Below are 25,167 nucleotides of genomic sequence, written 5' to 3' on the forward strand. Positions count from 1 at the left end.
TTAGAGGTTAGAATTTAGAACTTCATCCTAATCTCTAACCTCCAGTCTTTAATCACTATCGTGTATAATTCGGTGCTTCTTTAGTAATGGTAATATCGTGCGGGTGGCTTTCGCGCATACCGGCAGCAGTGATGCGTACAAACTTTGCTTTTTGCAGGTCTTCTATCGTAGCAGCACCACAGTAATGCATACCTGCACGTAAGCCGCCAATATATTGATAGATCACCTCGGCCATATTACCTTTGAATGGTACACGGCCAACAATGCCCTCGGGTACCAATTTGGTTACCACATCTGTCTCGTCCTGAAAGTAACGGTCTTTTGAACCTTTGGCCATAGCTTCTATAGAGCCCATACCCCGGTATGATTTAAACTTACGGCCTTCGTATATGATCGTTTCGCCGGGTGATTCTTCTACCCCTGCAAATAACGACCCCGCCATGATGGTGCTTGCACCTGCCGCTATAGCCTTAACCATATCGCCTGTTTGTTTAATGCCACCATCTGCAATAACCGGTATGCCACGGCCTTCCAGGGCTTTAGCGCATTCATAAACGGCATATAATTGCGGTACACCCACACCGGCTATGATACGTGTGGTACAGATAGACCCCGGGCCTATACCTACCTTAACAGCATCGGCGCCGGCATCTGCCAAAGCAATAGCAGCATCGGCTGTAGCAATATTACCCGCTATAACCTGCAGATCAGGGTAAAGGGCTTTAACGGCTTTAACCATATCTATAACCCCTTTAGAGTGGCCGTGGGCGGTGTCAACCGTAACCACATCCACTCCTGCTTTAACCAGGGCGGTAACGCGGTCAATATTATCAGCGGCAACCCCTACTGCTGCGCCTACCCGTAAGCGGCCAAACTCATCCTTGCATGCATTAGGGAAGTTTTTAACCTTTTGAATATCTTTATAAGTGATGAGCCCTACCAGTTTACCATCCTTATTAACAACAGGTAGTTTCTCAATTTTATTATCTTGCAGTATGGCAGCGGCGTCCTGTAAAGTTGTGCCTTCTGGCGCTACGATCAGGTTAGTTTTGGTCATCACTTCGCTCACCGGTACCGTAAGATCCTTTTGAAAACGCAGATCGCGGTTAGTTATAATGCCTTTTAATTTGCCTTCGGCATCTATTACAGGGATACCGCCAATGCTATATTCGCGCATGATATTTACCGCATCAGATAGTAAGGCGGCCTCAGATAAGGTAATTGGCTCCTGGATCATGCCACTTTCAGAACGTTTTACTTTACGCACCTCATCAGCCTGTTGCTGTATGGTCATGTTTTTATGCAGCATGCCAATACCACCTGCCTGGGCAATGGCAATAGCCAAACCGGCTTCGGTTACGGTATCCATAGCGGCCGATATGATCGGGATGTTTAAACGGATCTTTTTGGTTAAAAAAGTACTCGTGTTAACTTCGCGGGGTAATACTTCTGAATATGCGGGGAGTAACAGTACGTCGTCATAAGTTAATCCTTCGGCGACAAATTTGGATGGGTCTAACTGCATAGCAAATAATTATTTGGAGTTATTATTTGCCGGGCAAAGCTAACAAAATTTATGGAACTTGCGAAACAGATTTAAGAATAGAACGCCAGGCCCACTAATTTTACATTACGAAGAAATATCTACAGCTATCAGATGTAAGTGTGCGATCCGCCCTTACATCTGATTTTCTGCAAACCTATTTTAACACTTCGCGTTGCCTTATAGCTTCATATAAAATAACCGCGGTTGATACCGATACGTTAAGCGATTCTATTTCACCAAACATCGGGATCTTGGCCAGATGGTCGCTGATGCGGATGATCTCGTTGCGGATACCATCTTCTTCAGAACCCATAATGATGGCCGTTGGCGCGGTATAATCCGGTTTATAAATATAGTCGTTGGTTTTTTCGGTACAGCAAACCAGTTGCAGGCCCGATTCCTGCAAAAACTTAACGGTTTGCATAAAGTTATCATGGCGGCAAACCGGTATTTTATATAAGGCCCCTGCCGATGTTTTTATGGCATCCGGGTTTATCTGTGCCGAACCTTTTGCCGGAATAACAATAGCATGCACTCCGGCGCATTCTGCCGTGCGGGCTATGGCGCCCATGTTGCGTACATCGGTAATATTATCCAGCACTAATATCAGGGGCACTTCGCCCCGTTCAAAAACCTCGGGAATAATGTTCTCTATTTTTTGATAGATAATAGGCGAAATAAACGCAATGGCACCCTGATGATTTTTCATGGTGATGCGGTTTAACTTTTCTACCGGTACTTGCTGCGCTGTAATATGGTATTCGTTCAAAACCTCCTTCAGTTCGTTAAGTAACTGCCCGCCCAAACCGCGCTGCAGGTATAAAGCCTCAATTTCTTTACCGGCCAGTATTGCCTCAATTACTGCTCTGATACCAAAAACCATCTGGTTGCCTTCGCGTGGCGGTGGTTTAGAATTATATGCCATTTCAACTAAAGTTATTTTCGCCAAAAGTAGCTATATTAACTCATTTTGCGGTTATTGAACTACATCGAACTTTAGACTTTTTATTTTAGTTAACAATTCTAAAAATTATACACAAATACTTCAACTTATTAATAATCAATACAACACAAGAATTTCATTTACGTTATTAACATTAGAGTGTTAATAGATATAAAAAATTATCTTAATGTCTATCATCACTTTAACTGGTTAAAAACAGTTATCAACCTGCCGCAAAATATTAGGAAACATATTTTATATATTTTTGTTCGTCATGAATTTTGAGAACGATTCCCCTAATTACAAGCAAAACACCGACCGGAGAAGCCGGATCACTAACCCACAATCTTACCTTGGGAATGGTAAGTTACAGCCCCAGGCTTTAGACCTTGAGGAGGCCGTACTTGGTGCGCTGATGCTGGAAAAAGATGCCCTGTCATCTGTTATTGATGTATTGAAACCCGAGGTTTTTTACGAGGTTAAGCACCAAAAAATATTTGATGCCATACGCATCCTTTTCGAGAAAACATCTCCTGTAGATATTCTTACTGTTACCGCACAGCTACGCCAGCAGGGCGAGCTGGAAATGATAGGCGGCGCATACTATATAACAGAGCTAACCAACCGCGTAGCATCTGCGGCCAACATTGAGTATCACTCGCGTATCATTATCCAAAAGTTTATTCAGCGCGAACTTATACGGATCTCGACCGATGTGATCAACTCTGCTTATGAAGATACCAGCGACGTACTGGAAATGCTGGATAAGGCTGAAAAAAACCTGTTTGAGATAGCCCAGAACAACCTCCGCCGTGATTCGCGTAAGATGGATGACCTGGTGCACGAGGCTTTAAAAGATATTGAGGCGCTGAAAGATAAAAAAGACGGCTTAACGGGTGTTGCATCCGGTTTTACCGATCTGGACCGGATGACCTCGGGCTGGCAAAAATCAGATCTGGTAATTATAGCTGCCCGCCCCGCCATGGGTAAAACGGCCTTTGTATTAAGCTGCGCCCGTAATGCCGCAGTTGATTTTGATAAACCGGTTGTGGTATTCTCGCTGGAGATGTCGTCTGTACAGTTGGTTAACCGTTTAATATCCGGCGAAACTGAAATAGAGCAGGAAAAGATCCGTAAAGGCACTTTAGAAGAATGGGAATGGCAGCAGATCCACTCTAAGATTGGCCGTTTAGAAGCTGCCCCTTTAATTATAGACGATACACCTTCGCTGAATATATTTGAATTCCGTGCCAAATGCCGCCGATTAAAATCGCAGCATGATATCCAGCTGATCATTATCGATTACCTGCAGCTGATGCAGGGCAAGGCCGATGGTAAAGGCGGTGGTAACCGCGAACAGGAAATTGGCAGTATTTCCCGTGCCCTTAAAACGGTAGCTAAAGAGTTGAACGTACCTGTTATTGCACTATCGCAGTTAAGCCGTGCGGTAGAGAACAGGCCGGGTGGCTCTAAAAGGCCAATGCTATCAGATCTTCGTGAATCGGGCTCTATCGAGCAGGATGCGGATATGGTATTGTTCCTTTACAGACCAGAATACTACGGTTTAGATGTGGATGAGGATAATAACCCTACCCAGGGCGTTGGTGAGGTGATCATCGCCAAACACCGTAACGGCGAAACCGGCCGCGTAAGATTAAAATTCGTAGGTAAATATGTAAAATTCCAGGATCTTGACCAGGGGATGGACAGCTTTGGTGCGCCCGGTGCAGCAAATGCATTTGCCGGCCTAAGCCCCTCACAAGATTTTGACAGTAAGCCAAGCAACTTCATTATCCGCCCATCCAGAATGGATGATATAGATGATGAGCCGCCTTTTTAAAAGACACAGGATATTAAGACCCTAAGAACAAAGATAAAAGCCGTTTCATTTAAACGGCCTTTATCTTATCTGTCCTGACTGTTGATTCTTACTATCTTAATGCTCTCCTAATAATCCTCGTCATCATCTTCCTCAAAGCCTTTGGCAGAGCGGTAAACAGACTGCAATTCGCTAAAAGCGTGCATATCGCGCTTGCTTTTGGTTATTTCCATGCCCTTTTCGTAGGTGGTAATTGCGTCGTCTTTACGGTTAAGGGCTTCATATAATTTACCCAGGTGATAATAAGTACCGGTGTAACCCGGGTGGTTATTTACCAGGTCCTCATAATAGCTCAACGCTTTATCTGTATCGTTAAGTCGCAGGTATTCAGTAGCCAGCGCATATTTTAAAAACTCATCTTCGGGCTCGTTCTGTAAAAACGCCAACAGCTTATCTAATCTGCTTGTATCCATTTTAAACTCTCTCTTTTTTAACTAAATTTGTGGTGTCCTTTAAATTACAAATACCTGTAAAAACATAAACCAATTATAATGAGTAAAATACTGGTAGGTATCAGCAATGTTCCGGATACCACTACAAAAATAACTTTTACAGATAACAACACCCAATTTAATACAAACGGTGTACAGTTCATTTTAAACCCTTATGATGAAATAGCCCTGGCACGCGCTATCGAACTAACAGATGGCGGCAAGGGCAGCGTAACCGTTATTAATGTTGGCGAAGCCAATACCGAAGCCACCATCCGTAAGGCGCTGGCTATTGGTGCCACCGATGCCGTGCGTATCAATGCCAAAGCACACGATGCCTGGTATGTGGCTTATCAGATTGCTGAATATGCCAAGGCAAACCCGTTTGACCTGATCCTGACCGGCCGCGAATCGATCGATTACAATGGCTCTAAAGTTGCCGGCATGCTGGGCGAATTGCTTGATATTCCGTCGGTATCCATCATTAAAAAACTGGATGCTACCGAAACTGAAGCTACTGTTGAGCGGGAGATAGAAGGTGGTAAAGAAGTACTGACTGTCCCATTCCCATTTGTGGCCGGTTGTGCCGAGGGTGTGGCCGAGCCTAAAATACCCAATATGCGCGGTATTATGGGTGCGCGTACCAAACCATTAAATGTGGTTGAACCGGTTGAAGTGGAAACTTTATCAGAGATCATCAGTTATGAAACCCCTGCCCCGCGCGGACAGGTAAATTTGATTTCGGCAGATGATACCGCTAAACTGGTTAACCTGTTGCATACCGAGGCAAAAGTTATATAATTAAGGTTTTAACGATTAACATTATAATATGTCAGTTTTAATATATGCGGAAAATGCGGACGGCAAATTCAAAAAATCAACTTTTGAAGCTGTATCCTATGCCAAAGCAATAGCCGCCCAAAATAACACCAGCCTTATCGCCATATCTATTGGGGATGTTGCCAAAGATGACCTGGCCGCATTAGGTAAATATGGTGCCGAAAAAGTTTTAAATGTAAGTAACGATAAACTAAAGAATTTTTTGAACCAGGCTTATGCATCGGTTATTGCCGAGGCTGCTAAAGCCAATGGTGCAGATGTGGTGGTGCTATCAAACTCTTTTAGTGGCCGCGGCCTTGCCCCCCGTTTGGGTGTTAAACTGCAAGCCGGTGTTGCCGATGGCGCAGTGGCACTGCCTGTGCAGGATGGCGGCAAGTTTACGGTTAAAAAAACGGCCTTTTCCGGCAAAGCCTTTGCCGTGGTTGAGCTGACTTCTGTTAACAAGGTTATTGCACTTACGCCAAATTCCTATAAAGTGGTTGAAAGCGGCGCTGAAGCACCTGTAGAAGATTTTACTACAGAAGCAAAAGCGTCTGATTTTAAAGAAATGATCAAAGACATCCTTCGTTCTACAGACAAGGTATCTTTGCCGGATGCCGAGATCGTGGTATCTGCCGGCCGTGGCTTAAAAGGGCCCGAGAACTGGGGAATGGTTGAAGAACTGGCCGACCTGTTAGGTGCTGCTACAGCCTGCTCAAAGCCGGTATCTGACGCCGGATGGCGCCCGCATAGCGAACACGTTGGCCAAACGGGAATAGCCGTAAGCCCTAATTTATATATTGCTATAGGCATTTCTGGCGCTATACAGCACCTGGCCGGTATCAGTTCATCAAAAGTTATTGTTGTGATAAACAAAGATGCCGAAGCGCCGTTCTTTAAAGTAGCAGATTATGGCATTGTTGGCGATGCATTTGAAGTATTGCCAAAATTAATTGCCGCAGTAAAAGAATACAAAGCATCAGCTTAAAACATATAATATATCGCCGTGATGGGGAATGACATGAAAAAGATCAAGCTGGATATTGTAGGATTATCTTACAGCCAAACACAATCCGGCGCTTATGCTTTGGTATTGGGCGAGGTAAGCGGCCGGCGCAGGCTGCCTATTATTATAGGTAGTTTTGAGGCGCAGGCCATAGCCATAGAGATAGAAAAAATGACGCCAAGCCGCCCACTAACCCACGATTTGTTTAAAAGTTTGGGGCAGGCATTTAATATTACCGTGCAGGAGGTTATTATTTACAACCTGGTTGACGGGATCTTTTACTCCAAACTGATTTGCTACGACGGCAAAAAAACTGTAGAGATAGATGCGCGCACCTCAGATGCTATTGCCGTATCCGTAAGGTTTGAGTGCCCGATCTATACTTATGAGTTTATCCTTTCTACGGCGGGTATTGTGATAGAGGGCAACGATTTTGTTTACCTGGAAAACATTAACGAAACACCCGAAGAGAAAACGCATTCATCGGCAGCGGGTAGTTTTACATCCTTAAGCGAGGATGAATTAAAAACCAGGTTACAGCAGGCACTCGCCGAAGAAGCTTATGAAAAAGCAGCTAAGATCAGAGATGAATTAAACAAGCGCAAATCATCCTGACCGGATAAATTCATGAGATAATATTTAACAAAAAACGGAATAAGCTAATTATTCCGTTTTTTTTGAACTGGATTTTGCAGTTTCCCCATATCGCTTTATTTCACTATTTTCAGCCTTTATTTTTTAACTATTAATTGTTTAAACCAGTGCTGTATGAATATTAAGTTTCGCTTAATACTGATGAATTTTATGCAATTTTTTATATGGGGGGCCTGGCTACTCACCATTGGTGCATACTGGTTTCAAAATAAACAATGGTCGGCCACCAACTTTGCTGCAATTTTTTCAACCATGGGCATTGCATCTATCTTCACCCCGGCCATTTCGGGTATAATTTCAGACAGATTTATTAATGCCGAAAAGTTATACGGCATCATGCACATACTGGGTGCTGTAACTTTATTTTGTTTACCACTGGTAGAAAATCCGGTTACATTTTTTTGGGTATTACTGCTTAACATGATGTTTTACATGCCTACCCTATCCTTATCAATTACCGTGGCGTATTCTGCATTAAAAAACAGCAACATTGATATTGTTAAAGAGTACCCGCCTATTCGTATATGGGGAACAATAGGCTTTATTGTAGCCTTGTGGACGGTAAGCTTAACACATAACGAAACTTCATCAAATCAATTTTATATCGCATCGGCAGTATCCCTTTGTTTGGGTGTTTATGCCTTTACGCTGCCTAAATGCAGGCCTTTCGCCGTGCGCACGGGTAATAAATCATTCACCAACCTGTTAGGCTTAAATGCATTTGCCCTTTTTAAAACGCCAAGATTTGCCATCTTCTTCGCATTCTCGTTACTGTTGGGTGCAGCCTTACAGTTAACCAATGCCTATGGCGATACCTACATTCACGATTTTGCCAAGGTTGCTGCTTATAAAAACCTGGTGCCTGTGCGGTACCCGGCTATCATTATGTCTATCTCACAGATATCCGAAACCTTGTTTATTTTGGCTATCCCTTTCTTTCTGCGCAGATTCGGGATCAAATATGTAATGTTATTTAGCATGCTGGCCTGGGTGCTGCGTTTTGGCCTTTTTGCCTTTGGCGACCCTGCCAACGGCCTTTGGATGATCGTATTATCGTGCATCGTTTATGGTATGGCCTTCGATTTCTTTAACATCTCGGGCTCATTATTTGTTGAAACACAAACCACGCCAGAGATAAGGGGCAGCGCACAGGGTTTGTTTATGATGATGGTGAACGGTTTTGGTGCTTTGTTTGGCAGCTTTGCAAGCGGTTACATTATTGATAAATATTTTACCCTGGCAGACCATAGTAAGAACTGGCATGGCATCTGGCTAACCTTTGCAGGCTACGCCCTGGCTATTGCTATTGTGTTTCCCTTTATATTTAAGTACAAACATAATGCTGCGTTAAAACAAGCTATAGAGAACGCTTAATACACCTAACCCTAAACCATGAAAAAGCATTACCGTATAGAGAACGATTGCCTCAATTGCGGGACTATATTAGCAGGTAAATTTTGCCACAACTGCGGGCAGGAAAACCTGGAGATGAAAGAAAGCTTTGGCCACATGCTCAACCATGCCGTAAGCGATTACTTCCATTTCGATTATCAGTTTTTTCATACACTTAGGCCGCTTTTTTTAAAGCCCGGCCATCTTACCACTGAATATCTTGCCGGCCGCCGTGCGCAATATCTGCACCCTGTTAAAATGTATATTTTTATAAGTTTGGTGTTTTTTGTGTTCTTTTTAAGCGGAAGTAATCATAACGCAAAAAGCGGCAAACAGGAACATGCTAAAGAAACAACATCTACAGATACTGTAAAAAAGAATATCGGAAAGGCTATTAATGCAGACAAAAATTTAACTAAAGAACAAAAAAAGGTTTTAGCAGAAAAAGTAGATGCCTGGATACCCGATAAAATTGCCAAAGAAATAGAACATGATAGAAATAAAGATAAGGCCCAACTGAAGGTAGATAATGATGACGGCGGTGGTTTTGTAGTATATGGCGATGATAAGCTAAATAAATTTAAAAACTATGATGCATATCTTGCCGACCAGCAAAAGCTACCCGAAGCTAAACGGGATAATTTTATTTGGAGATATATTACAAAAAAAGGCTTTGATTGGAAAAACCAGGGTAAAAATGCTAAAGAGGTTTTATTTGAAGGACTGAAGCATAATGCACCAAAGGTGATGTTTTTGCTTTTACCCCTGTTTGCCCTGATATTAAAAGTGGCATTCTGGAAAAATCACAAACTTTATGTAGAGCACATCATCTATGCTATCCACCTGCATTGTTTTTTATTTTTGTTTTTAACCATTACCATACTGGTTAAAATAATTATACCCGATAACTGGGAAACCCTGATCAGCATCATACAGGCCGCAGCAACCCTTAGTATTATTTGGTATATCTACCGGTCTTTACGTTTGGTTTATAACCGTACACGCTGGCGCACGGTTAGTAAAATGGTTGGTGTGTCGTTTATGTATTCTATGGTGTTTGGCCTGTCGGTATTTATAATATTAGTTATAACAGCTTTAACATCAGTATAAAACGCATTAAAACAACAAGGCCTGCAAATTTACATGGCAGGCCTTGTTGTTTTAATGTTTAGCTATTATAAAAAAGCGTAACCTAAACTCAGGTTAAATAAGCTTACGCGGGTTTTGTAATTTGTAGAGCCGTCATAATAATTCTGTTTAGATAAGCCTGCCTCATAACGTAAATCAATTGAAAATTTACGGATATCTACGCCGGCACCTGCCGTAATAGCAAAATTCGAATCTTTGTAATCAAAACGGGAAGCGCTTGCAACCGCCGTACCAAAGTTATTATCTTTATTAATGGCAAATGATAATAGCGGGCCGGCATAAAACCTGCCGCCTAAACCAAATGCACCAATTTTACCACCTAAAAGCAAGGGTACATCAATACTTGTGAATTTTGCAGAACCAATTTTTACGTTGCTGTTATTGATATCAACATTTTTGCTGGTGATATACAACTCCGGCTGGAAATTAAAACCTAAAGCGCCAAATCTGGCCCAAAAACCACCCAGATAACCCGCACGGTTATCGCTGCTGAAAGTACCGTTTGAGTTTGATAAGCTTGATAAATTTACACCTCCCTTAACACCAAATTGCACTTTGGGGAGTATTTGTGCCTGGGTTGCTGTAGCTGCGGCTATAAATAAGCCAAACGCAAGTATTAGTTTTTTCATGGTTTAATGATTTTTACCTTTAAACGTGCTAAGTTAACATTTGTTTTAAAAGCAAATATCCAGCTGCCCTGTTTATGGCGCCGGATATTTGGGCATTACAAATGCATAGCAATTTAGAGTGATAAGCGGCCCTGGTAATAATCTAATATTTTGTTGTAGATAAAGCAATCGTAACGGGCGTTGATAAGGTTTAGGTTTGCCCTGTCCATATAGTTTTTAGCCAATACAAAGTCTACAGAAGTTAAAACACCGGCATTGAAACGGATCTCGGCAATCCTGAAAGATTCGGCATAAGCTTTAACCTGGTCTTGTAAGGCAGCGTAACGTTCAAGCGCATTGCTCATGTTTAGATAAGCCTGTTCTACATTCTGGCGCAGCTGGATCCGGGTATTTTCTTCAACATATTTATAGTTCTGAAGATCTATTTTGGCTAAGGTTACCTTATTGCGGTTTTGGAAATAGTTTAAGATCGGGATCCTGACGGTTACACCAAACTGGTTGTAAAAGTTGTTTTTAAACTGATCCCAGTAAGGTATGGTTGCACTATTTACCTGTGCTGCGCTTGAATAATTGGTATTTAAACCGCCAAACAGCGATAGCGTTGGCGATAAAGCACCCTTAGCTGCCGATACGCCTTTTTCTGCGCTTTGGCGGCGTAGTGTTGCTGCCTTAACATAAGCCAGTTGTTGCAGTGCTGTTTGATAGATCTGGTCTGACGTACCGTTTTGCGGTAAGATCTCGTTCCCCACAATTTTTTCAAACCTTATTTCCGGCCGGTAAGGGATATTCAATATCTGTAATAAGTTCAGTTTAGATGTTTGCAGCGTAGCTTTTGCATTCACATAACTTACCTGGTTATCGGCATAAATGCCTTTAAGATCTGTCAGGTCATTTGGTTGTTTATTGGCACCTTGTTTTTCCAGTATGTTCAGCCTGTCTACCTGTTGTTTTGAAACCTGCAGCTGGTTTAACACCTGCGACAGTGATTCGGTATTATTAAGCACCTGTAAATAAGCCGTAATGGTGTTAATGGTTACCAGGTCCTTTGCTTGCTGCAGGTCCATCTCGCCCGCTTTATAGGCCAGGGATGTTTGTTTTATCCTGTTCAGGTTTTGCAGGCCGCTAAATAAGGTAAGATCGGCGCTGGCACTGTAGCTGGCAAATTTAGTTGAAGCGTTAACGTAGGTATAATCTACCTGGTTAAGGCTACGCCCGTTGCTGATACCGTGGTCAATCTGCCCGTTGATAGAGGGCAGCAGGTTTTCTTTTGCCTGGTTTTTATCAACCTTAGCAGTTTGTAACAGCAACTCGCTTTTTCTTACGTCGAGATTATTTTTTACAGCTATATCAATACATTGCTGCAGGTTAAGTACGCTATCAACAGCCTGGCTGTGTGCCAAAACCGGCGCAAGGGTTATTAAGCTAAAAAGTATAAATTTAAAGTATCGCATTTTGTGTTATTGTTCAGAATTTCCTCGAAGATTCTACCCTTCCATCCAACAGGTTAATAATCCGCGAACCATACTCCGCGTTTTTTTCAGAGTGCGTTACCTGGATGATGGTAACACCGTCTTCTTTGTTCAGCTTACGAAAAAGCTCCATGATCTCCTCCCCTTGTTTAGAATTAAGGTTACCTGTAGGTTCATCAGCCAGTAATAGTTTTGGTTTGGCAATAAGCGCACGGGCTATTCCTACCAGTTGCTGCTGGCCGCCCGATAGCTGCGCCGGAAATAAATCCTTTTTACCTACGATCTGGAAACGATCCAGCATATCGGCTACCATCGCCTTACGCTCAGAACCCTTTACATCCTGGTAGATGAGTGGTGTTTCGATGTTTTCGTAAACGGTAAGTTCGTCTATCAAATGGTAAGCCTGAAAAACAAAACCGATATACTGCTTGTACAAAGCGGCACGTTGTTTTTCTTTAAGCTGATGAACGGGCTGATTAACAAAATAGTGGTAACCGTCGTTCGGTTCATCAAGCATCCCGATGATATTTAGTAATGTTGATTTGCCCGACCCGGACGGCCCCATGATCGAAACAAATTCACCCTCGTCTACATCGAGGCTAATATCGTTTACAACAAAGTTTTTGTTCCCGCCTACCTGGTAATACTTAGAAATATGCTGAAGTGATAACATGTTTAATTGTTAGGTTAATGAATTACTGTTTATTTTTTTGCAATTTCTTAAACTGATTTTGGTATTGAAGTATGAATAATATACCAAACTTATAAGTTACTACGTATCAGATATTTATAATTAATTTAAAAGTAAAAACTGTACGCTTATGTACAGCGTGCGTTCGGTAATGATACAGTTGTTAGAGAGATGGAGATTGGTGATTAGCGATAAGAGATCAGAAAGGCATATATACAATTAGAGGTCAGAATATTCGATTCTAACCTCTAATCACCAATCTCTGATGCTGATACTATTCGCTTCTTAAACTTTTTACCGGGTTGGCTAAAGCCGCCTTTACAGATTGCAGGCTAATGGTAAAAAAGGAGATAAGCACGGCTGCAGCGCCGGCTATACCAAATAGCCACCATTGTATATGGGTTCGGTAAGCATAATTTTGCAGCCATTTATCCATAAAATACCAGGCAACTGGTGTGGCTATTATAAAAGCTATCATAACCAGCCACAAATAATCTTTTGATATCAGTGCAACAATATCGCTTACATTAGCCCCCAGTACCTTGCGGATGCCAATTTCTTTTACGCGTTGTTCTGCCGTAAAACTTACCAGGCCAAATAAACCCAGGCAGGCCAAAAAAACTATCAGCAGGCTAAAGCAAGTAAACAATTGCTGTAATTTAGCTTCTGCTTTATATTGCTTATCTACCAGTTCGTTTACCCAATTATATTCAAATGGTTTATTATCCGGATAGTATTGCTTGTACAACCTGTTTAAACCTGTCAATACAGCCCTTTCGGTGCCGGGGATAACCCTGATCAGCATAGCGCCGTATCGTGGGTTAGACAACGCTTGCAGCACCGTAGGCTTAATTTTGTTATGGAGCGATTCGCTGTAGAAATCTTTTACTATACCTACGGTAGTACCTTCAAACTTAACATTGCTTTGATTTACCTTCAGGTTAAGCAGTTTAGCGGTGTAAGCCGTTACCAGCATGGGTTGGTTTTGTATCAAAGCCTTTGTTTTAGCTGTGGCCCCTCCTCCCATTAATGTGTCCTGATCTATAGCATCAGTACTAACGTTAGGGTTAAAGATGCGGCCCGAATTTACTTTAAGTTTTAATACACCCGGCAAATCGGCATCGGCCTGTATAAAGTGCAAGGTCAGTTTTTCATTACCCACCTTTACGGTTCTCGACATATTGCCCGATCCGGAAGATGGGTACCAATTAGTTATACTTGCCCCTGCAACGCCCGGCATCCGCATCAACTCCGTTTTAAATGACTGCCCGCTTTTGCCCCAATCGCTAAAATCAATATTAACCAAATTGTTTTTATCAAACCCCAGATCTTTATGGCTCATGAAATTAAGCTGATTATGCACTACCAGCGTTATTATAATAATAGTTACAGATATCGCAAACTGGCCAACTACTAAAGCTTTTTTCAAAAAATTAAGCCCCACGTCTGATGCTATTTTATCCCGCAAAATAACCGCGGGTTTTGGGCGTGATAGATACCAGGCCGGATAAAGCCCCGTTGCTATACTGATGAGCAATACCCCAATTATTGTTACCAGTAAAAAAACAGAGCTATATAAATTAACAACTAACTTATGATCCAGATAGGTTTCAACAGGTTTTAATAAAAAGGGATAAAGTATGATAGCCAGCGAAAAAGATATTGCAAAAAACAGTACCGACTCTGAAAGGAAACGTATAATTAACTGGCTGTTACCGGCACCTAAAACCTTGCGCACGCCTGTTTCTTTGGCGCGGTTAAATATCCGGGATATTGTTAAATTAATAAAATTGATACAGGCAATCAGCAATAGTAAGGCAGCAACACCGGCAAATATGTAAACGTTGCGCATGCTGCCATGTACATCTTGCACAGCCGCAAAATCCGATTTTAAATACACATCTTTTATAGGTTGGAACGTAAACAGATAATCTACTTTCCTTCCGTTTAATTGTTGTTTATACCAATTATTTACCTTTTGCGTAAAAGCCTTAACATCTGTACCGGGTTTAAGTAAAACATACTGCGACTGAAAGGTATAGCTCTCACCTGTTATCGGTACTTTGTTATCAATTGCCCTGTATTCAGATAGCGCCATCACATCTGCCCGCAAATGGGTGTTCTGTGGCAAATTATCTACAACGCCTGTTATCAAATATTTTTGTGGTTCGCCAAAATCTGGTAGCGTAGTAACTATCGTACCAATTACATCTTTGCCTTTAAAGTATTGCTGCTGCGTTTTTTTTGTAATTATCAGGTTGGTATATCCCTTTACAAATCTACGTGGATTGCCTTGTACTATCTTAAAATCAAGTATATTCCAAACCGTAGCTTCGGCACGTAACATATTAAAACTTACAGCATCTTTACTTTCATCAAAACGCAAGCGGTTTTTAACTACATCCATCCGGCAGTAATTTTGCACCTCGGGAAGGTCTTTTTTTAGTGAAGGCCCAAGTCCCGAGAAAGCTGCGGGCATCAATTCTTCACCCTTAACTTCCTTGTATGCAGATAAAATACGATAAATATTATCAGCCTTAGCCCATTGCTTATCGTAGGATAATTCATCAATTACCACAGTGGCTACAATAAGGCAGGCGGTTAGCCCCACACTTAGCCCAATAATATTTATTAATGAGTATGCTTTGTGTTTTAACAAGCTACGCCAGGCAATTTTAAGGTTGGTTTTAAGCATGATTTATTAACTCTAAATTCTGATAACTGAATCTTAAATATGATGTAATTGCCGTTATTCGCTGCGCAAGCTTTTAACCGGGTTGGATAGCGCCGCCTTAATAGACTGGTAACCAACGGTTAAAAATGCGATCAGCGCGGCCATACCGCCGGCAAGCACAAAAACCCACCATTGTATGCTTACGCGGAATGCAAAATCCTGCAGCCATTTATTCATGGCAAACCAGGCCAACGGGGATGATATCACAATGGCTATCAGCACCAGCTTAATAAAATCAAAGGATATGAGGCCTGCAATGCTTGCCACGCCCGCACCCAGTACCTTGCGGATCCCTATTTCTTTGATACGCTGGCGGGTAGAGAACACTGCCAAACCAAATAAGCCCAGGCAAGATATCAATATAGTTACTACGGTAAATGCAGTAAGTATGCCCCCCGTACGCTGGTCGGTTTTATACATGGCATCAAACTCCTGGTCAAGAAAATGGTATTCGAAGGGCGAATTAGGGTAAAATTTATGCCATTTAGAGGCGATAGCGGCTATGGTATTAGCTGTATTTTTACCCGATGTTTTAACCAGCAGCTTGCCAAACCAATCATATTCCGGAAACATCACTATAGGTGTGATTTCTTCGTGCAGGGATGCAAAGTTAAAATCCTTTGCCACGGCCTTAATAGTTCCCATACGGCCGTTTAAGCCTATTTTTTTGCCAATAGCCTGCTCTGGCTTCCACCCCATTCCCTTTACGGCGGCCTCGTTCAGGATGAAGCTGTAGCGCCTTTTGTCAGCGCTGGTATCCATCACCTGCTGCTCGTCGCCAAGGTCCAGGTCGTTGCCGGCTATCAATTTGATGCCCAGCGTTTTGGTAAAGCTTTTCTCCACAGGGATGGCCGTTACCGAAAGGTTAAAATCGGCATTTTTACCTTCGGCGGTATTAATGGAGTAACCACCGCCCACATTAACCGGCGAATCGTAGCTTGCCGTAGACCCTAAAACGCCTGTTTGCTGCCCTATTTCGCCCTTAAATGACTCTATTTGATTGTATCCCATACCACCCAGATCCAACACCAAAACCTGATCCCGGTTGATACCTGTATTTAAACTTTGGATGTAACGCAACTGGTTACCGGCAATGATGGTACTGATAATAAAGAATACCGATACCACAAACTGAAACACCACCAACGATTTTCTTAACATATTACCGCCCGCCTGCATGGATGACCCACCCTTTAGGGTTACAATCGGTTTAAAGGCCGACAGGTATAACGACGGATAAGTACCGGCTAACAGCGTAACCACAACAAACAGGGTAACCAATGCCAAAATCAGCCATTCGGGGTTCCAGGTTTGCAGGGAGAGCTGCTGCCCCGTAAAGTTGCTGAATACCGGTAACAATGCCGATAACAACAATACCCCCGCTATTAACGAAAACAAGGTAATTATCCCCGCCTCTGCAATAAATTGCACAAATAACTGGCCGCGCATAGCCCCCATTACTTTACGTACGCCAATCTCTTTGGCACGTTCTGCCGAGCGCGCCGTAACCAGGTTTAAGAAATTTACGCAGGCCAGCACCAACAATACGATAGCTACAAAGCCTAAAATATAAACGTACTTGATATTACCCGACGGCTCTAAACCCTTACCTGCGGTACTGTACAAATGCACACGGGTAAGCGGCTCTAAACCAAACCACATTTTACCGCCCGATGCAGGCCTGTCTTTATTGATATAGTCGGTCATTTGTTTGGCAACCGCTTCCCTGTTTGCGCCAGGTTTTAAAAGGATGTAAGAATAATCGTTTGATGAACTCCAGGCCAGATTCAATGATCTGGGCATCATAGCGTAGCTGCCCATCATATCAAACTTTATCTGCGAATATTCGGGCACGTCCTCAATCACGCCGGTAACGATCATACTGTTCTTCTGGTCTACCTTTAAGATCTTACCCATGGCATCCTCATCACCAAAGTATTTTTCAGCCGTTGATGCTGTAAGTACGATAGAGGTTGAATTAGCCAACGCCGTTGCCGGGTTACCGGAGAGAAACTTGAAGGTAAAGATCTTGAAAAAAGATGCATCTGCTACCAGCATCTTTTTCTCTTTAAACAATTTATCGCCAAACTGCACAACGGCAGCACGCATGTTAGAGTAGTTTACAACCCTTACGCCATCTTCAATATCAGCCAGTTGCTGCTTAAAAACAGGCACGGGGGCAGTAGGCGTTAAAGCGGTGGTATTTACCTCTTTATCGTCGGCAGATTTGTAGCTGAACGTTAAACGGCTGATCCTGCCGGCATTGGTATTAAACCTGTCATACCGCAATTCGTTAGTAAGGTAAGTTGCCAGCAGCAAAAAGCTGCATATTCCTACCGCAAGCCCGGCCATGCTGATGAATGATGTAGTTTTGTTTTGAACAAGGTTGCGCCACGCCGTTTTTAAATAGTTCCTGATCATGCTTTGTAGTTTATGAGTATTTTGTTTTTATGCCTTTATTATTCTGAACGTAAACTTTTTACAGGGTTTGCCAGCGCGGCCTTTAATGCCTGCGAACAAATGGTTATCAGCCCAATAAGGATGGCAATGCCCCCTGTTAAAGCAAATATCGTCCAGTCTATTTCCCTACGGTAAGAAAATCCCTGCAGCCATTTATTCATCAGCCACCAGGCGATGGGCGATGCTACAACGATAGAGGCCACAATAAGCTTTAAAAAATCTATCGATAATAAAGATACGATGGTTTTTACACTCGCCCCCAACACTTTGCGCACGCCTATTTCTTTAGTGCGCTGCTCGGCACTAAAGGCAGCCAAACCAAACAGTCCCAGGCAGGATATCACTATGGCTACAACTGTAAAGTAGCTTACAATGGCTGCAAGGCGCGTATCTGCCTTGTAGTTTTTATTAAAGTCCTCGTCCAGGAAACTATAATCGAACGGATCGCTGGTATCATACTTTTTCCAGCTGGTTTCAATGGTTTTTAGCACCGCGGCCATGTTGCCCGGTTTGGCGTGTATCACCATGTAATTAAAGCCCGATGTGTTCAAAAAGAAACCGTAAGGGGTTACCGGCAAATGCAGGTCTTCGTAATGAAAATCTTTCACCACCCCAATAATGGTAAAGGTGGAGGTATTGTCCTGATACTTATTGTACAGCTTTTTGTTGATGGCATTCTGCGCGGTGCCAAAGCCATATTCCTGCACGGCTTTTTCGTTGATGATGATATTATTGTTGGTATCTGAATGAAACTCGGGGCTAAACAAGCGCCCTGCTACCGGGCGGATATTTAAGGTTTGCAAAAAGTTATCATCAACAAAATTCATACGCGTGCGCCGCCCTTCTGCAGAGGTTTGCCCATCCTTGTAAACCAGGTTATCGCTCGGGTTAAAAATACCCGGATAATAGGCCGAGCCGCCAATAGATGCTATGCTGCTGTTCTCCTCCAATACGGTTTTTAAAGCGGTGTAGGCTGCCTTGGCTGCGCCGGTACGCAGGGGCACGATAATTTGCTGATCTTTGGCAAAGCCCAGATCAGCCGTGCGCATGTAATTCATTTGCCTTGCAATAACCACCGATGCCACAATAAGCACTACCGAGATGATAAACTGGAATACCACCAGGCCTTTACGCACAGCCACTACGGCAAGCGAGTTGGTTAGTTTGCCTTTTAAAACTTTTACCGGGTTAAACGATGACAGATAAAATGCCGGGTAACTGCCTGCTAAAATTCCTGTAATTAAGGCCATTAGCAAAAATTCAAAAAACATCACTAAGTCCCTCGAAAACGACAGTGTTATTGCCCTGCCGGATACCTGGTTAAACAGCGGCAGCAGTATCAGCGTTAGCGCTATGGCAAACACGAATGCAATAAGCGTCATCAAAATAGATTCGCCCAAAAATTGTTTGATCAGGGTTGATTTTTCTGCTCCCAATACTTTACGCACACCCACCTCGGACGAGCGTTTAGATGAGCGAGCGGTAGAAAGGTTCATGAAGTTGATACAGGCAATTATCAGTGTAAATACCGCTATCGAGAACAGCACATACAAATAAGTTTTGCTGGCAGGCGGGGTAACATTGCTATCTACCTCGCTGGTTAAATGTATATCGCGCAGGGCCAAAAGCGATTGCTCTTTACGGAAACCTATATTTTTAAGGTCCTTACTGGCATACTTATTTATAAAGGCCGGCAGTTTAGCTTGTAATTTGGCTGCATCCGTACCGGGCTTTAGCAGCAAGTAGGTAAAAAACAGATTATTGCTGGCAAAATCGTTTTGCTGCCTTTTAATAAAGCCTTCCATGTTACCGCCGTTAACCGACAGGAAAAAGTTGGCATCGATGTGTGATGGTGTTTTACCGGCTTCAAATACGCCGGTAACGGTGTAATCCTGCTCGCCGTTGGTGTTGCTGTTTACATGTATCACTTTATTAAGCGCCGGCTGGCTGCCAAACAGTTTATTAGCCAGTTGCTGTGAAATTACAACCGTGCGTGGGTTTGCCAGTGCATTAACCGGGCTCCCTTCGGTAAACTGATAGGTAAAGATCTTAAAAAAAGAGTTATCCGCTAAAAAGCCCCGTTGCTCAAGAAATGATCGCCTTTCGCCCTGTGCCGGATTGTACTGCACAATGGTTTTATCTTCGGTAAACAAGCTCAGTAACCTTGCTGTCTCCACAATCTCGGGGTACTCCCGTTTTAAGGCAGCAGCCATCGGCGCCGGCGTGTTAGGCAGTGCCATGCGCTTGCTGCCGCTTTGTATAAATGCAGTTACTACCTGGTAAATGTTTGGCGCGTTTTTATGCTGGCTATCATAGCTGGTTTCATAGTTAAGGTACAGCGCTATCAGAATGCAGCATGCTAAACCTACCGACAAACCAAATATGTTGATGAATGAGAAGAACTTGTTCTTCATCATGTTACGCCATCCTATTTTAAAATAATTTTTTATCATAATTTTGAAGATGAAATTCTAAAAAGCTAAATCTTAAACTCTAAGGTAGCTCTGTCTGATCTTTAATAAACTAATGTCTGATCCCTAAACCTATTCGCTTCTTAAACTTTTTACGGGATTAGCAAGTGCCGCTTTTATGGACTGAAAACTAATAGTTAAAAGCGTTATAGTTACTGCTATTATTGCCGATATTACAAATACACCCGGCCCTATGGTAATACGGTAGGTGTATTGATTAAGCCAGTTTTGTAAAAAGTAAAAAGCAACGGGCGATGCAATAAGGCAGCTTAACACTACCAGTACAACAAAGTCTTTAGATAGCAAAATCCAAACCTGGGCTACCGTAGCACCCAGTACTTTTCTTACCCCTATCTCTTTGGTGCGCTGTTCTGCAACGTATGCAGCAAGCCCAAACAAGCCCAGGCACGATATAAATATAGCCAGCGCCGCAAATATGCCGGCCAGTTTACCTACTAACAGTTCCAGGTTAAATTTTTGGTTGTAATCATCATCCACAAAACGGTAAGTAAACGGGTTAGCCGGGCTGTACTTGTTAAAAATGGCGCTTACCTTTTCAATAGCTTCATGCGGATTAATGTTAGGCGATAGGCGATAAATGATATTGCTGCCGCCATCAAAGAAAAACATGCTGGGGTCTGCCGCCTGGAATGGCGAATCCATCAGGGCATCTTTCACAACACCCACAATGTGCATTTGCCTGCCAAATTTACGGATGGTTTGGCCCAAAGGGTTGGTTAGTCTTAAGCGTTTTACGGCAGCTTCGTTTAAAATTACGCTGTTGCTATCAGCTTTAGCGTTCCCCACAAAGTCGTGCCCCCCTTTTAGCTGCATGCCCAGGGTTTTAAAGTAATTTTCTGAGATGAGGATGGTACCCATTTCTACCGTTTCGCCGGGGTTTTTACCCGGAAACTCTTCCACATCGCTATGCCAGTCTACCCGGGTTGCAGGGCTTGATGAGGTAGTGATGGATGACACGGCGCCGCTTTGCAGCAGCTCATTTTTTAGGGCAACTGCATTTGCATTGATATCATCGTTGGTTGTGGTGGTAACCAGCCTGTTTATCGCATAGCCGGTCGGCCTGTCTTTAGCATGTTGTATCTGCTGGTAAATAATAACTGTACTGATAATAAGCACGATAGAACAACTAAATTGAAGTACAACTAACGCCTTACGGGATACAGAGGCAGACCGGGCTGTTTGTATTGTGCCCTTTAATACCAGCACCGGGTTAAATGACGACAGATAGAAAGCCGGCCTGCTACCCGCTAATATGGCTGTAAGCAATGTACAGCTTAGGGTTATCAGCCAAAAAATTGCGCTGCTGTAGGGTATGGTAACAGATGTACCGGCGAGTATATTAAATGATGGCAAGGCCAGTTGTACCATTACAACGGCAAATAAAAAGGCCACAAAGGTAACCAGCACACTTTCTGTTAAAAATTGCAGTATCAATTGCTGGCGCTGCGAGCCTATGGCTTTGCGGATGCCTACCTCGCGGGCGCGCTTTTCCGACCGGGCTGTAGTCAGGTTTATAAAGTTGATACAGGCGATCAAGAGCACCAATATACCAATGATACTGAAGATGCGGACATACTCTATAAAACCACCCAGCGCTTTACCGTTGGTGTAGGTGCCATAGAGGTGCCAGTCCTGTATGGGCTGCATGATCACGTCGGAGTTTTTGGCATTAAGGTTATCCTCATAATGCTCCAGGTTTTTGATCTTGGGGGCAACCTGGCTATACTTGATGCCATCTTTAAGCTTGGCAAAAAGTTCAAATCCGTTGCTGCCAAAATTCTGTTTGCGCGATTCTTTTACCCCCGGGTCGGTAATCTCAAAATAGCTGAAGGGGATAATATAACTAAAATGTAAGGATGAATTGGCAGGGAGATCTTTGATAATGCCGGTCACCTTCAGGTTATCCTTATTATCCACCTTTACCATTTGGTTGATGGCGCTTTTATTACCAAACAACGCCTTGGCCGTGGCCTCGGTCAGTACAATAGAATACGGGTCTTTCAGGGCATCCGCGTTACCTTGCACAAACGGAAATTGAAAGATCTTAAAAAAATCGGCACCTGCCTGTTTACCATCTAAGTTTAATTTGGTGTTGCCCGCCATTAAACCATGGCTGCGGCCGCCGTCTGTTTCTGCAACGTACGCTATTTCGGGGTAGTTGCTACGCAGGGCATCTGCCAGTTTTAATGATGTACTGCTAAAGGTTAGCGTATCGCCGTTACTGTTAAAATTGCGCCTTACCTGGTAGGCCTGCCCGTAATTGGGCAAAAACCTGTCATAAGCATATTGGTAGCTAACCCAAAGGCCAATCAGCAAAGCAACGGCCATACCTACAGCAAGGCCCATTACATTTAATATACTATATACCTTGTTGCGGGTAAGGTTCCGCCACGCAATTTTTAAATTGGTTTTCAGCATCATAATTAATTTAAAGGGTACTTACTCGCTTCGTAAACTTTTAACCGGGTTGGCAATGGCAGCCCTGATAGCCTGGAAGCTGATGGTGGTAAGCGCCACAACCATGGCTAAAACGCCGGCCACTGCAAACACCCACCATTGTATATCAATTCTATAAGCAAAATCTTGCAGCCATTTATGCATAAAATACCAGGCAATTGGCGAGGCGATCAAAAATGAGATGCCCACCAGTTTCATAAAATCTGACGAAAGCATATTTACGATACCCGGTGTAGATGCCCCTAATACCTTGCGGATGCCAATTTCGCGGGTGCGCTGATAAGTGCTGTAGGAGGCCAGGCCTAACAAACCAAGGCATGATATAGCGATGGCCAGTATGGCAAAGTTGAAGAACAGTTTACCAAAACGCTGCTCGGTGCGGTATTGCCTGTCAAAAAATTCGTCTAAAAAGTAATAGCTGTATGGCCTGTTTGGGATCAGTTCCTTCCATTTGCTTTCTATAGCTGCTAAGGTTGCCGTTAAATTTTTAGCATCCACCTTTGCCGATACCAGATTAAGGTTGTTCAATTCCACCCGCATACTTAGCGGTTTTATTTTTTCTTGTAAAGAGCGGAAGTGAAAATCCTTCATCACCCCTACTATTTTACCTTCGCGGCCCCATTGCTTAAAGCGTTTACCAATTGCCTGCTGCGGCGAACTATAGCCGAATAGTTTTACCGCTTCCTCGTTCAGGATCATAGCTTGCGCCGTATCGGTGCTCATGAAATCCCGTGAAAAAGGCCTGCCTGCAACTATCTTTATTTTAAACTGGTTCAGGTAATCAAAATCAACAAAATATAGGTCGAGATTGGCTATCTGCAGATCTCCTTTGTTGTTCTCAATTTCAGAATAGGCGCCGCTGTTACCGCCACCGGGCACGCTTGATGATAAAGCGGTTGATTTAACACCGGGGATCTCTTTAATGGCCTGCTGAAAAGCCTGTTTGGCCGGGTCGCCGTTGCTATCCATTACCAGCATCTGATCTTTTGTAAATCCCAGGTCGCGGTTGCGCATAAAATCCATCTGGTTATAAACGATGATGGTGCCTATGATGAGCGCAATAGAAATACTGAATTGTGCTACCACCAGGCTTTTGCGGAGGAAGTTCCCTTTTGTGCCCGAGGAGAACCTGCCCTTTAACACCATCACCGGCTTAAATGAGGAAAGCACCAATGCCGGATAGATACCGGCCAATAAACCGATTAGCACAGATATGCCAAACAATATGGCAACGTATGATACATTTGAAAATATCCCCGGACTGATGATTTTACCTGATAACTGGTTAAACATTGGCAGAAAAACGACCGATAGTATTACGGTCACAAAAAACGCTATGATACACAGCACCACCGATTCGCCGATGAACTGGCCGGCCAACTCGCCTTTAGCGGCGCCAACTACTTTACGGATACCCACCTCTTTAGCGCGTTCTACCGAGCGGGCCGTAGTTAAATTGATGAAGTTGATACAGGCAATAAGCAGGATAAATACAGCCACAATACTAAAAATGTAAACATTGCTGATGCTGCCAACTTCCTGCCCGCCCCGTTTGGAGTGCAGGTAAATATCTTTGAGTGGTTCCAACATCAGGGTTGCCGACATCTGGCGCTTGCGGCTTTCTTCGCCGTTACGTTTCTCTATAAAAGCCGGAAACTTTGATTGCAGTACTTTAGCGTTTACGCCAGGCTTCAACAACAAGTAAGTGGTAGCACCATAATTGCCCCATTGCTCATCAATCCCCTTATTGAATTTTTGGGTGAGGGTAGTCATCGATAAGATCATATCTGCCTTGATCTGCGAATTTTCGGGCATGTCTTTAATGATACCGGTAACCATGGCGGGCATTGCCTCGCCGGATAACAGCACCGTTTGCCCGATGGGATTAGTGTTGCCAAAATATTTTTTAGCCGCCTTTTGGCTGAAGATAACGCTGGCCGGTGCAATTAAAGCGGTGTTGGGGTTACCCTTTAACATTTTAAAATCAAACACTTTAAAAAAAGCCGAATCAGCAAACAGGGTGTTATCTTCCTGAAATTTAACGTTGCCTTTTCTAACCAAAAAACTGCCGCCGCTAACCCGCACAAATGATTGTATCTCCGGAAAATCTAACTTAAGGTTAGGTGCGAATGCCCAGGAGGTAACATCCGTTTTAATGGTTTCCGACGGGGTTTTAATATCCGTAACCACCCTGTAGATCCTGTCGGCCTTGGTGTGGAATTTATCGTAGCTTAATTCAAAAGCCACATACATGGATATAAAAAAGCAGGCCGTAATACCTACAGATAAGCCGGTGATATTAATAAATGAAAATACCCGGTGCCTCCAAAGGTTGCGTAAGGCTATTTTAAAATGATTTTTTAACATAATATGAAAGATGAAAATTCTAAATCCAATTCTGTAATAACTCTGATCT

The 25,167-nt window shown here is 43.1% G+C and carries 17 protein-coding genes; 6 read left to right on the forward strand and 11 right to left on the reverse strand.

The features are described 5' to 3' along the window. Positions 1-55: 55 nt before the first annotated feature. Positions 56-1,525, reverse strand: coding sequence for an IMP dehydrogenase (gene guaB / locus E2R65_RS18055; protein ID WP_134337895.1), 1,470 nt, complete (start codon positions 1,523-1,525; stop codon positions 56-58). A gap of 175 nt (positions 1,526-1,700) precedes the next feature. Continuing rightward, positions 1,701-2,471 (reverse strand): 23S rRNA (guanosine(2251)-2'-O)-methyltransferase RlmB, encoded by a 771-nt coding sequence (gene rlmB / locus E2R65_RS18060; RefSeq protein ID WP_229704611.1) that lies wholly within the window; start codon positions 2,469-2,471, stop codon positions 1,701-1,703. 292 nt (positions 2,472-2,763) lie between these two features. Here rlmB and dnaB point away from each other — a divergent pair, with 292 nt between their 5' ends. Further along, a complete protein-coding gene (gene dnaB, locus E2R65_RS18065) occupies positions 2,764-4,329 on the forward strand; it encodes a replicative DNA helicase (RefSeq protein WP_134337896.1) in 1,566 nt (521 codons plus the stop codon). A gap of 107 nt (positions 4,330-4,436) precedes the next feature. Here dnaB and E2R65_RS18070 read toward each other — a convergent pair whose 3' ends face one another. Next, positions 4,437-4,781, reverse strand: coding sequence for a tetratricopeptide repeat protein (locus tag E2R65_RS18070; protein ID WP_134337897.1), 345 nt, complete (start codon positions 4,779-4,781; stop codon positions 4,437-4,439). A gap of 78 nt (positions 4,782-4,859) precedes the next feature. On the opposite strand from E2R65_RS18070, the gene E2R65_RS18075 reads away from it, so the two are divergent. The 5 genes from E2R65_RS18075 (at position 4,860) to E2R65_RS18095 (ending at position 9,780) form a co-directional block, all read left to right on the forward strand. After that, positions 4,860-5,600, forward strand: a complete 741-nt coding sequence (locus E2R65_RS18075) for an electron transfer flavoprotein subunit beta/FixA family protein (protein ID WP_134337898.1) — start codon at positions 4,860-4,862, stop codon at positions 5,598-5,600. Between the two features lie 28 nt (positions 5,601-5,628). Next, positions 5,629-6,606, forward strand: a complete 978-nt coding sequence (locus E2R65_RS18080) for an electron transfer flavoprotein subunit alpha/FixB family protein (protein WP_134337899.1) — start codon at positions 5,629-5,631, stop codon at positions 6,604-6,606. Positions 6,607-6,639: 33 nt separating this feature from the next. After that, on the forward strand, positions 6,640-7,239 hold the full coding sequence (locus tag E2R65_RS18085; RefSeq protein ID WP_134337900.1) for a bifunctional nuclease family protein: 600 nt from the start codon (positions 6,640-6,642) through the stop codon (positions 7,237-7,239). 153 nt (positions 7,240-7,392) lie between these two features. Continuing rightward, entirely contained in the window at positions 7,393-8,652 is a 1,260-nt protein-coding gene (locus tag E2R65_RS18090) for a nucleoside permease (protein ID WP_134337901.1), read from the forward strand. Positions 8,653-8,670: 18 nt separating this feature from the next. Continuing rightward, complete coding sequence (locus tag E2R65_RS18095; RefSeq protein ID WP_134337902.1) at positions 8,671-9,780, forward strand: DUF3667 domain-containing protein; 1,110 nt, start codon at positions 8,671-8,673, stop codon at positions 9,778-9,780. Positions 9,781-9,845: 65 nt separating this feature from the next. On the opposite strand, the gene E2R65_RS18100 is transcribed toward E2R65_RS18095, so the two are convergent. The 8 genes from E2R65_RS18100 to E2R65_RS18135 all read right to left on the reverse strand — a co-directional run bounded on the left by E2R65_RS18100 (position 9,846) and on the right by E2R65_RS18135 (position 25,118). Then, a complete protein-coding gene (locus E2R65_RS18100; protein WP_134337903.1) occupies positions 9,846-10,448 on the reverse strand; it encodes a porin family protein in 603 nt (200 codons plus the stop codon). A gap of 113 nt (positions 10,449-10,561) precedes the next feature. Continuing rightward, positions 10,562-11,899, reverse strand: a complete 1,338-nt coding sequence (locus E2R65_RS18105) for a TolC family protein (RefSeq protein WP_134337904.1) — start codon at positions 11,897-11,899, stop codon at positions 10,562-10,564. Positions 11,900-11,912: 13 nt separating this feature from the next. Continuing rightward, entirely contained in the window at positions 11,913-12,590 is a 678-nt protein-coding gene (locus E2R65_RS18110; protein ID WP_134337905.1) for an ABC transporter ATP-binding protein, read from the reverse strand. Between the two features lie 292 nt (positions 12,591-12,882). Beyond that, on the reverse strand, positions 12,883-15,303 hold the full coding sequence (locus tag E2R65_RS18115) for an ABC transporter permease (protein ID WP_134337906.1): 2,421 nt from the start codon (positions 15,301-15,303) through the stop codon (positions 12,883-12,885). Between the two features lie 54 nt (positions 15,304-15,357). Continuing rightward, positions 15,358-17,763 carry an ABC transporter permease gene (locus E2R65_RS18120; RefSeq protein ID WP_134337907.1) on the reverse strand — a complete coding sequence of 802 codons (2,406 nt, stop codon included), beginning with the start codon at positions 17,761-17,763 and terminating at the stop codon, positions 15,358-15,360. A gap of 38 nt (positions 17,764-17,801) precedes the next feature. After that, positions 17,802-20,255, reverse strand: coding sequence for an ABC transporter permease (locus E2R65_RS18125; RefSeq protein WP_134337908.1), 2,454 nt, complete (start codon positions 20,253-20,255; stop codon positions 17,802-17,804). Between the two features lie 90 nt (positions 20,256-20,345). After that, entirely contained in the window at positions 20,346-22,715 is a 2,370-nt protein-coding gene (locus E2R65_RS18130) for an ABC transporter permease (RefSeq protein WP_229704610.1), read from the reverse strand. Positions 22,716-22,733: 18 nt separating this feature from the next. Beyond that, a complete protein-coding gene (locus tag E2R65_RS18135) occupies positions 22,734-25,118 on the reverse strand; it encodes an ABC transporter permease (protein ID WP_134337909.1) in 2,385 nt (794 codons plus the stop codon). Positions 25,119-25,167: the final 49 nt, after the last annotated feature.

It is taken from the genome of Mucilaginibacter phyllosphaerae (assembly GCF_004378255.1).
In the GTDB taxonomy this organism is placed as follows: domain Bacteria; phylum Bacteroidota; class Bacteroidia; order Sphingobacteriales; family Sphingobacteriaceae; genus Mucilaginibacter; species Mucilaginibacter phyllosphaerae.

Bases quoted from the DNA above. Each gene is read 5' to 3' on its own strand.
- guaB (WP_134337895.1), bottom strand. From the start codon at position 1,525: ATGCAGTTAGACCCATCCAAATTTGTCGCCGAAGGATTAACTTATGAC.
- rlmB (WP_229704611.1), bottom strand. From the start codon at position 2,471: ATGGCATATAATTCTAAACCACCGCCACGCGAAGGCAACCAGATGGTT.
- dnaB (WP_134337896.1), top strand. From the start codon at position 2,764: ATGAATTTTGAGAACGATTCCCCTAATTACAAGCAAAACACCGACCGG.
- E2R65_RS18070 (WP_134337897.1), bottom strand. From the start codon at position 4,781: ATGGATACAAGCAGATTAGATAAGCTGTTGGCGTTTTTACAGAACGAG.
- E2R65_RS18075 (WP_134337898.1), top strand. From the start codon at position 4,860: ATGAGTAAAATACTGGTAGGTATCAGCAATGTTCCGGATACCACTACA.
- E2R65_RS18080 (WP_134337899.1), top strand. From the start codon at position 5,629: ATGTCAGTTTTAATATATGCGGAAAATGCGGACGGCAAATTCAAAAAA.
- E2R65_RS18085 (WP_134337900.1), top strand. From the start codon at position 6,640: ATGAAAAAGATCAAGCTGGATATTGTAGGATTATCTTACAGCCAAACA.
- E2R65_RS18090 (WP_134337901.1), top strand. From the start codon at position 7,393: ATGAATATTAAGTTTCGCTTAATACTGATGAATTTTATGCAATTTTTT.
- E2R65_RS18095 (WP_134337902.1), top strand. From the start codon at position 8,671: ATGAAAAAGCATTACCGTATAGAGAACGATTGCCTCAATTGCGGGACT.
- E2R65_RS18100 (WP_134337903.1), bottom strand. From the start codon at position 10,448: ATGAAAAAACTAATACTTGCGTTTGGCTTATTTATAGCCGCAGCTACA.
- E2R65_RS18105 (WP_134337904.1), bottom strand. From the start codon at position 11,899: ATGCGATACTTTAAATTTATACTTTTTAGCTTAATAACCCTTGCGCCG.
- E2R65_RS18110 (WP_134337905.1), bottom strand. From the start codon at position 12,590: ATGTTATCACTTCAGCATATTTCTAAGTATTACCAGGTAGGCGGGAAC.
- E2R65_RS18115 (WP_134337906.1), bottom strand. From the start codon at position 15,303: ATGCTTAAAACCAACCTTAAAATTGCCTGGCGTAGCTTGTTAAAACAC.
- E2R65_RS18120 (WP_134337907.1), bottom strand. From the start codon at position 17,763: ATGATCAGGAACTATTTAAAAACGGCGTGGCGCAACCTTGTTCAAAAC.
- E2R65_RS18125 (WP_134337908.1), bottom strand. From the start codon at position 20,255: ATGATAAAAAATTATTTTAAAATAGGATGGCGTAACATGATGAAGAAC.
- E2R65_RS18130 (WP_229704610.1), bottom strand. From the start codon at position 22,715: ATGATGCTGAAAACCAATTTAAAAATTGCGTGGCGGAACCTTACCCGC.
- E2R65_RS18135 (WP_134337909.1), bottom strand. From the start codon at position 25,118: ATGTTAAAAAATCATTTTAAAATAGCCTTACGCAACCTTTGGAGGCAC.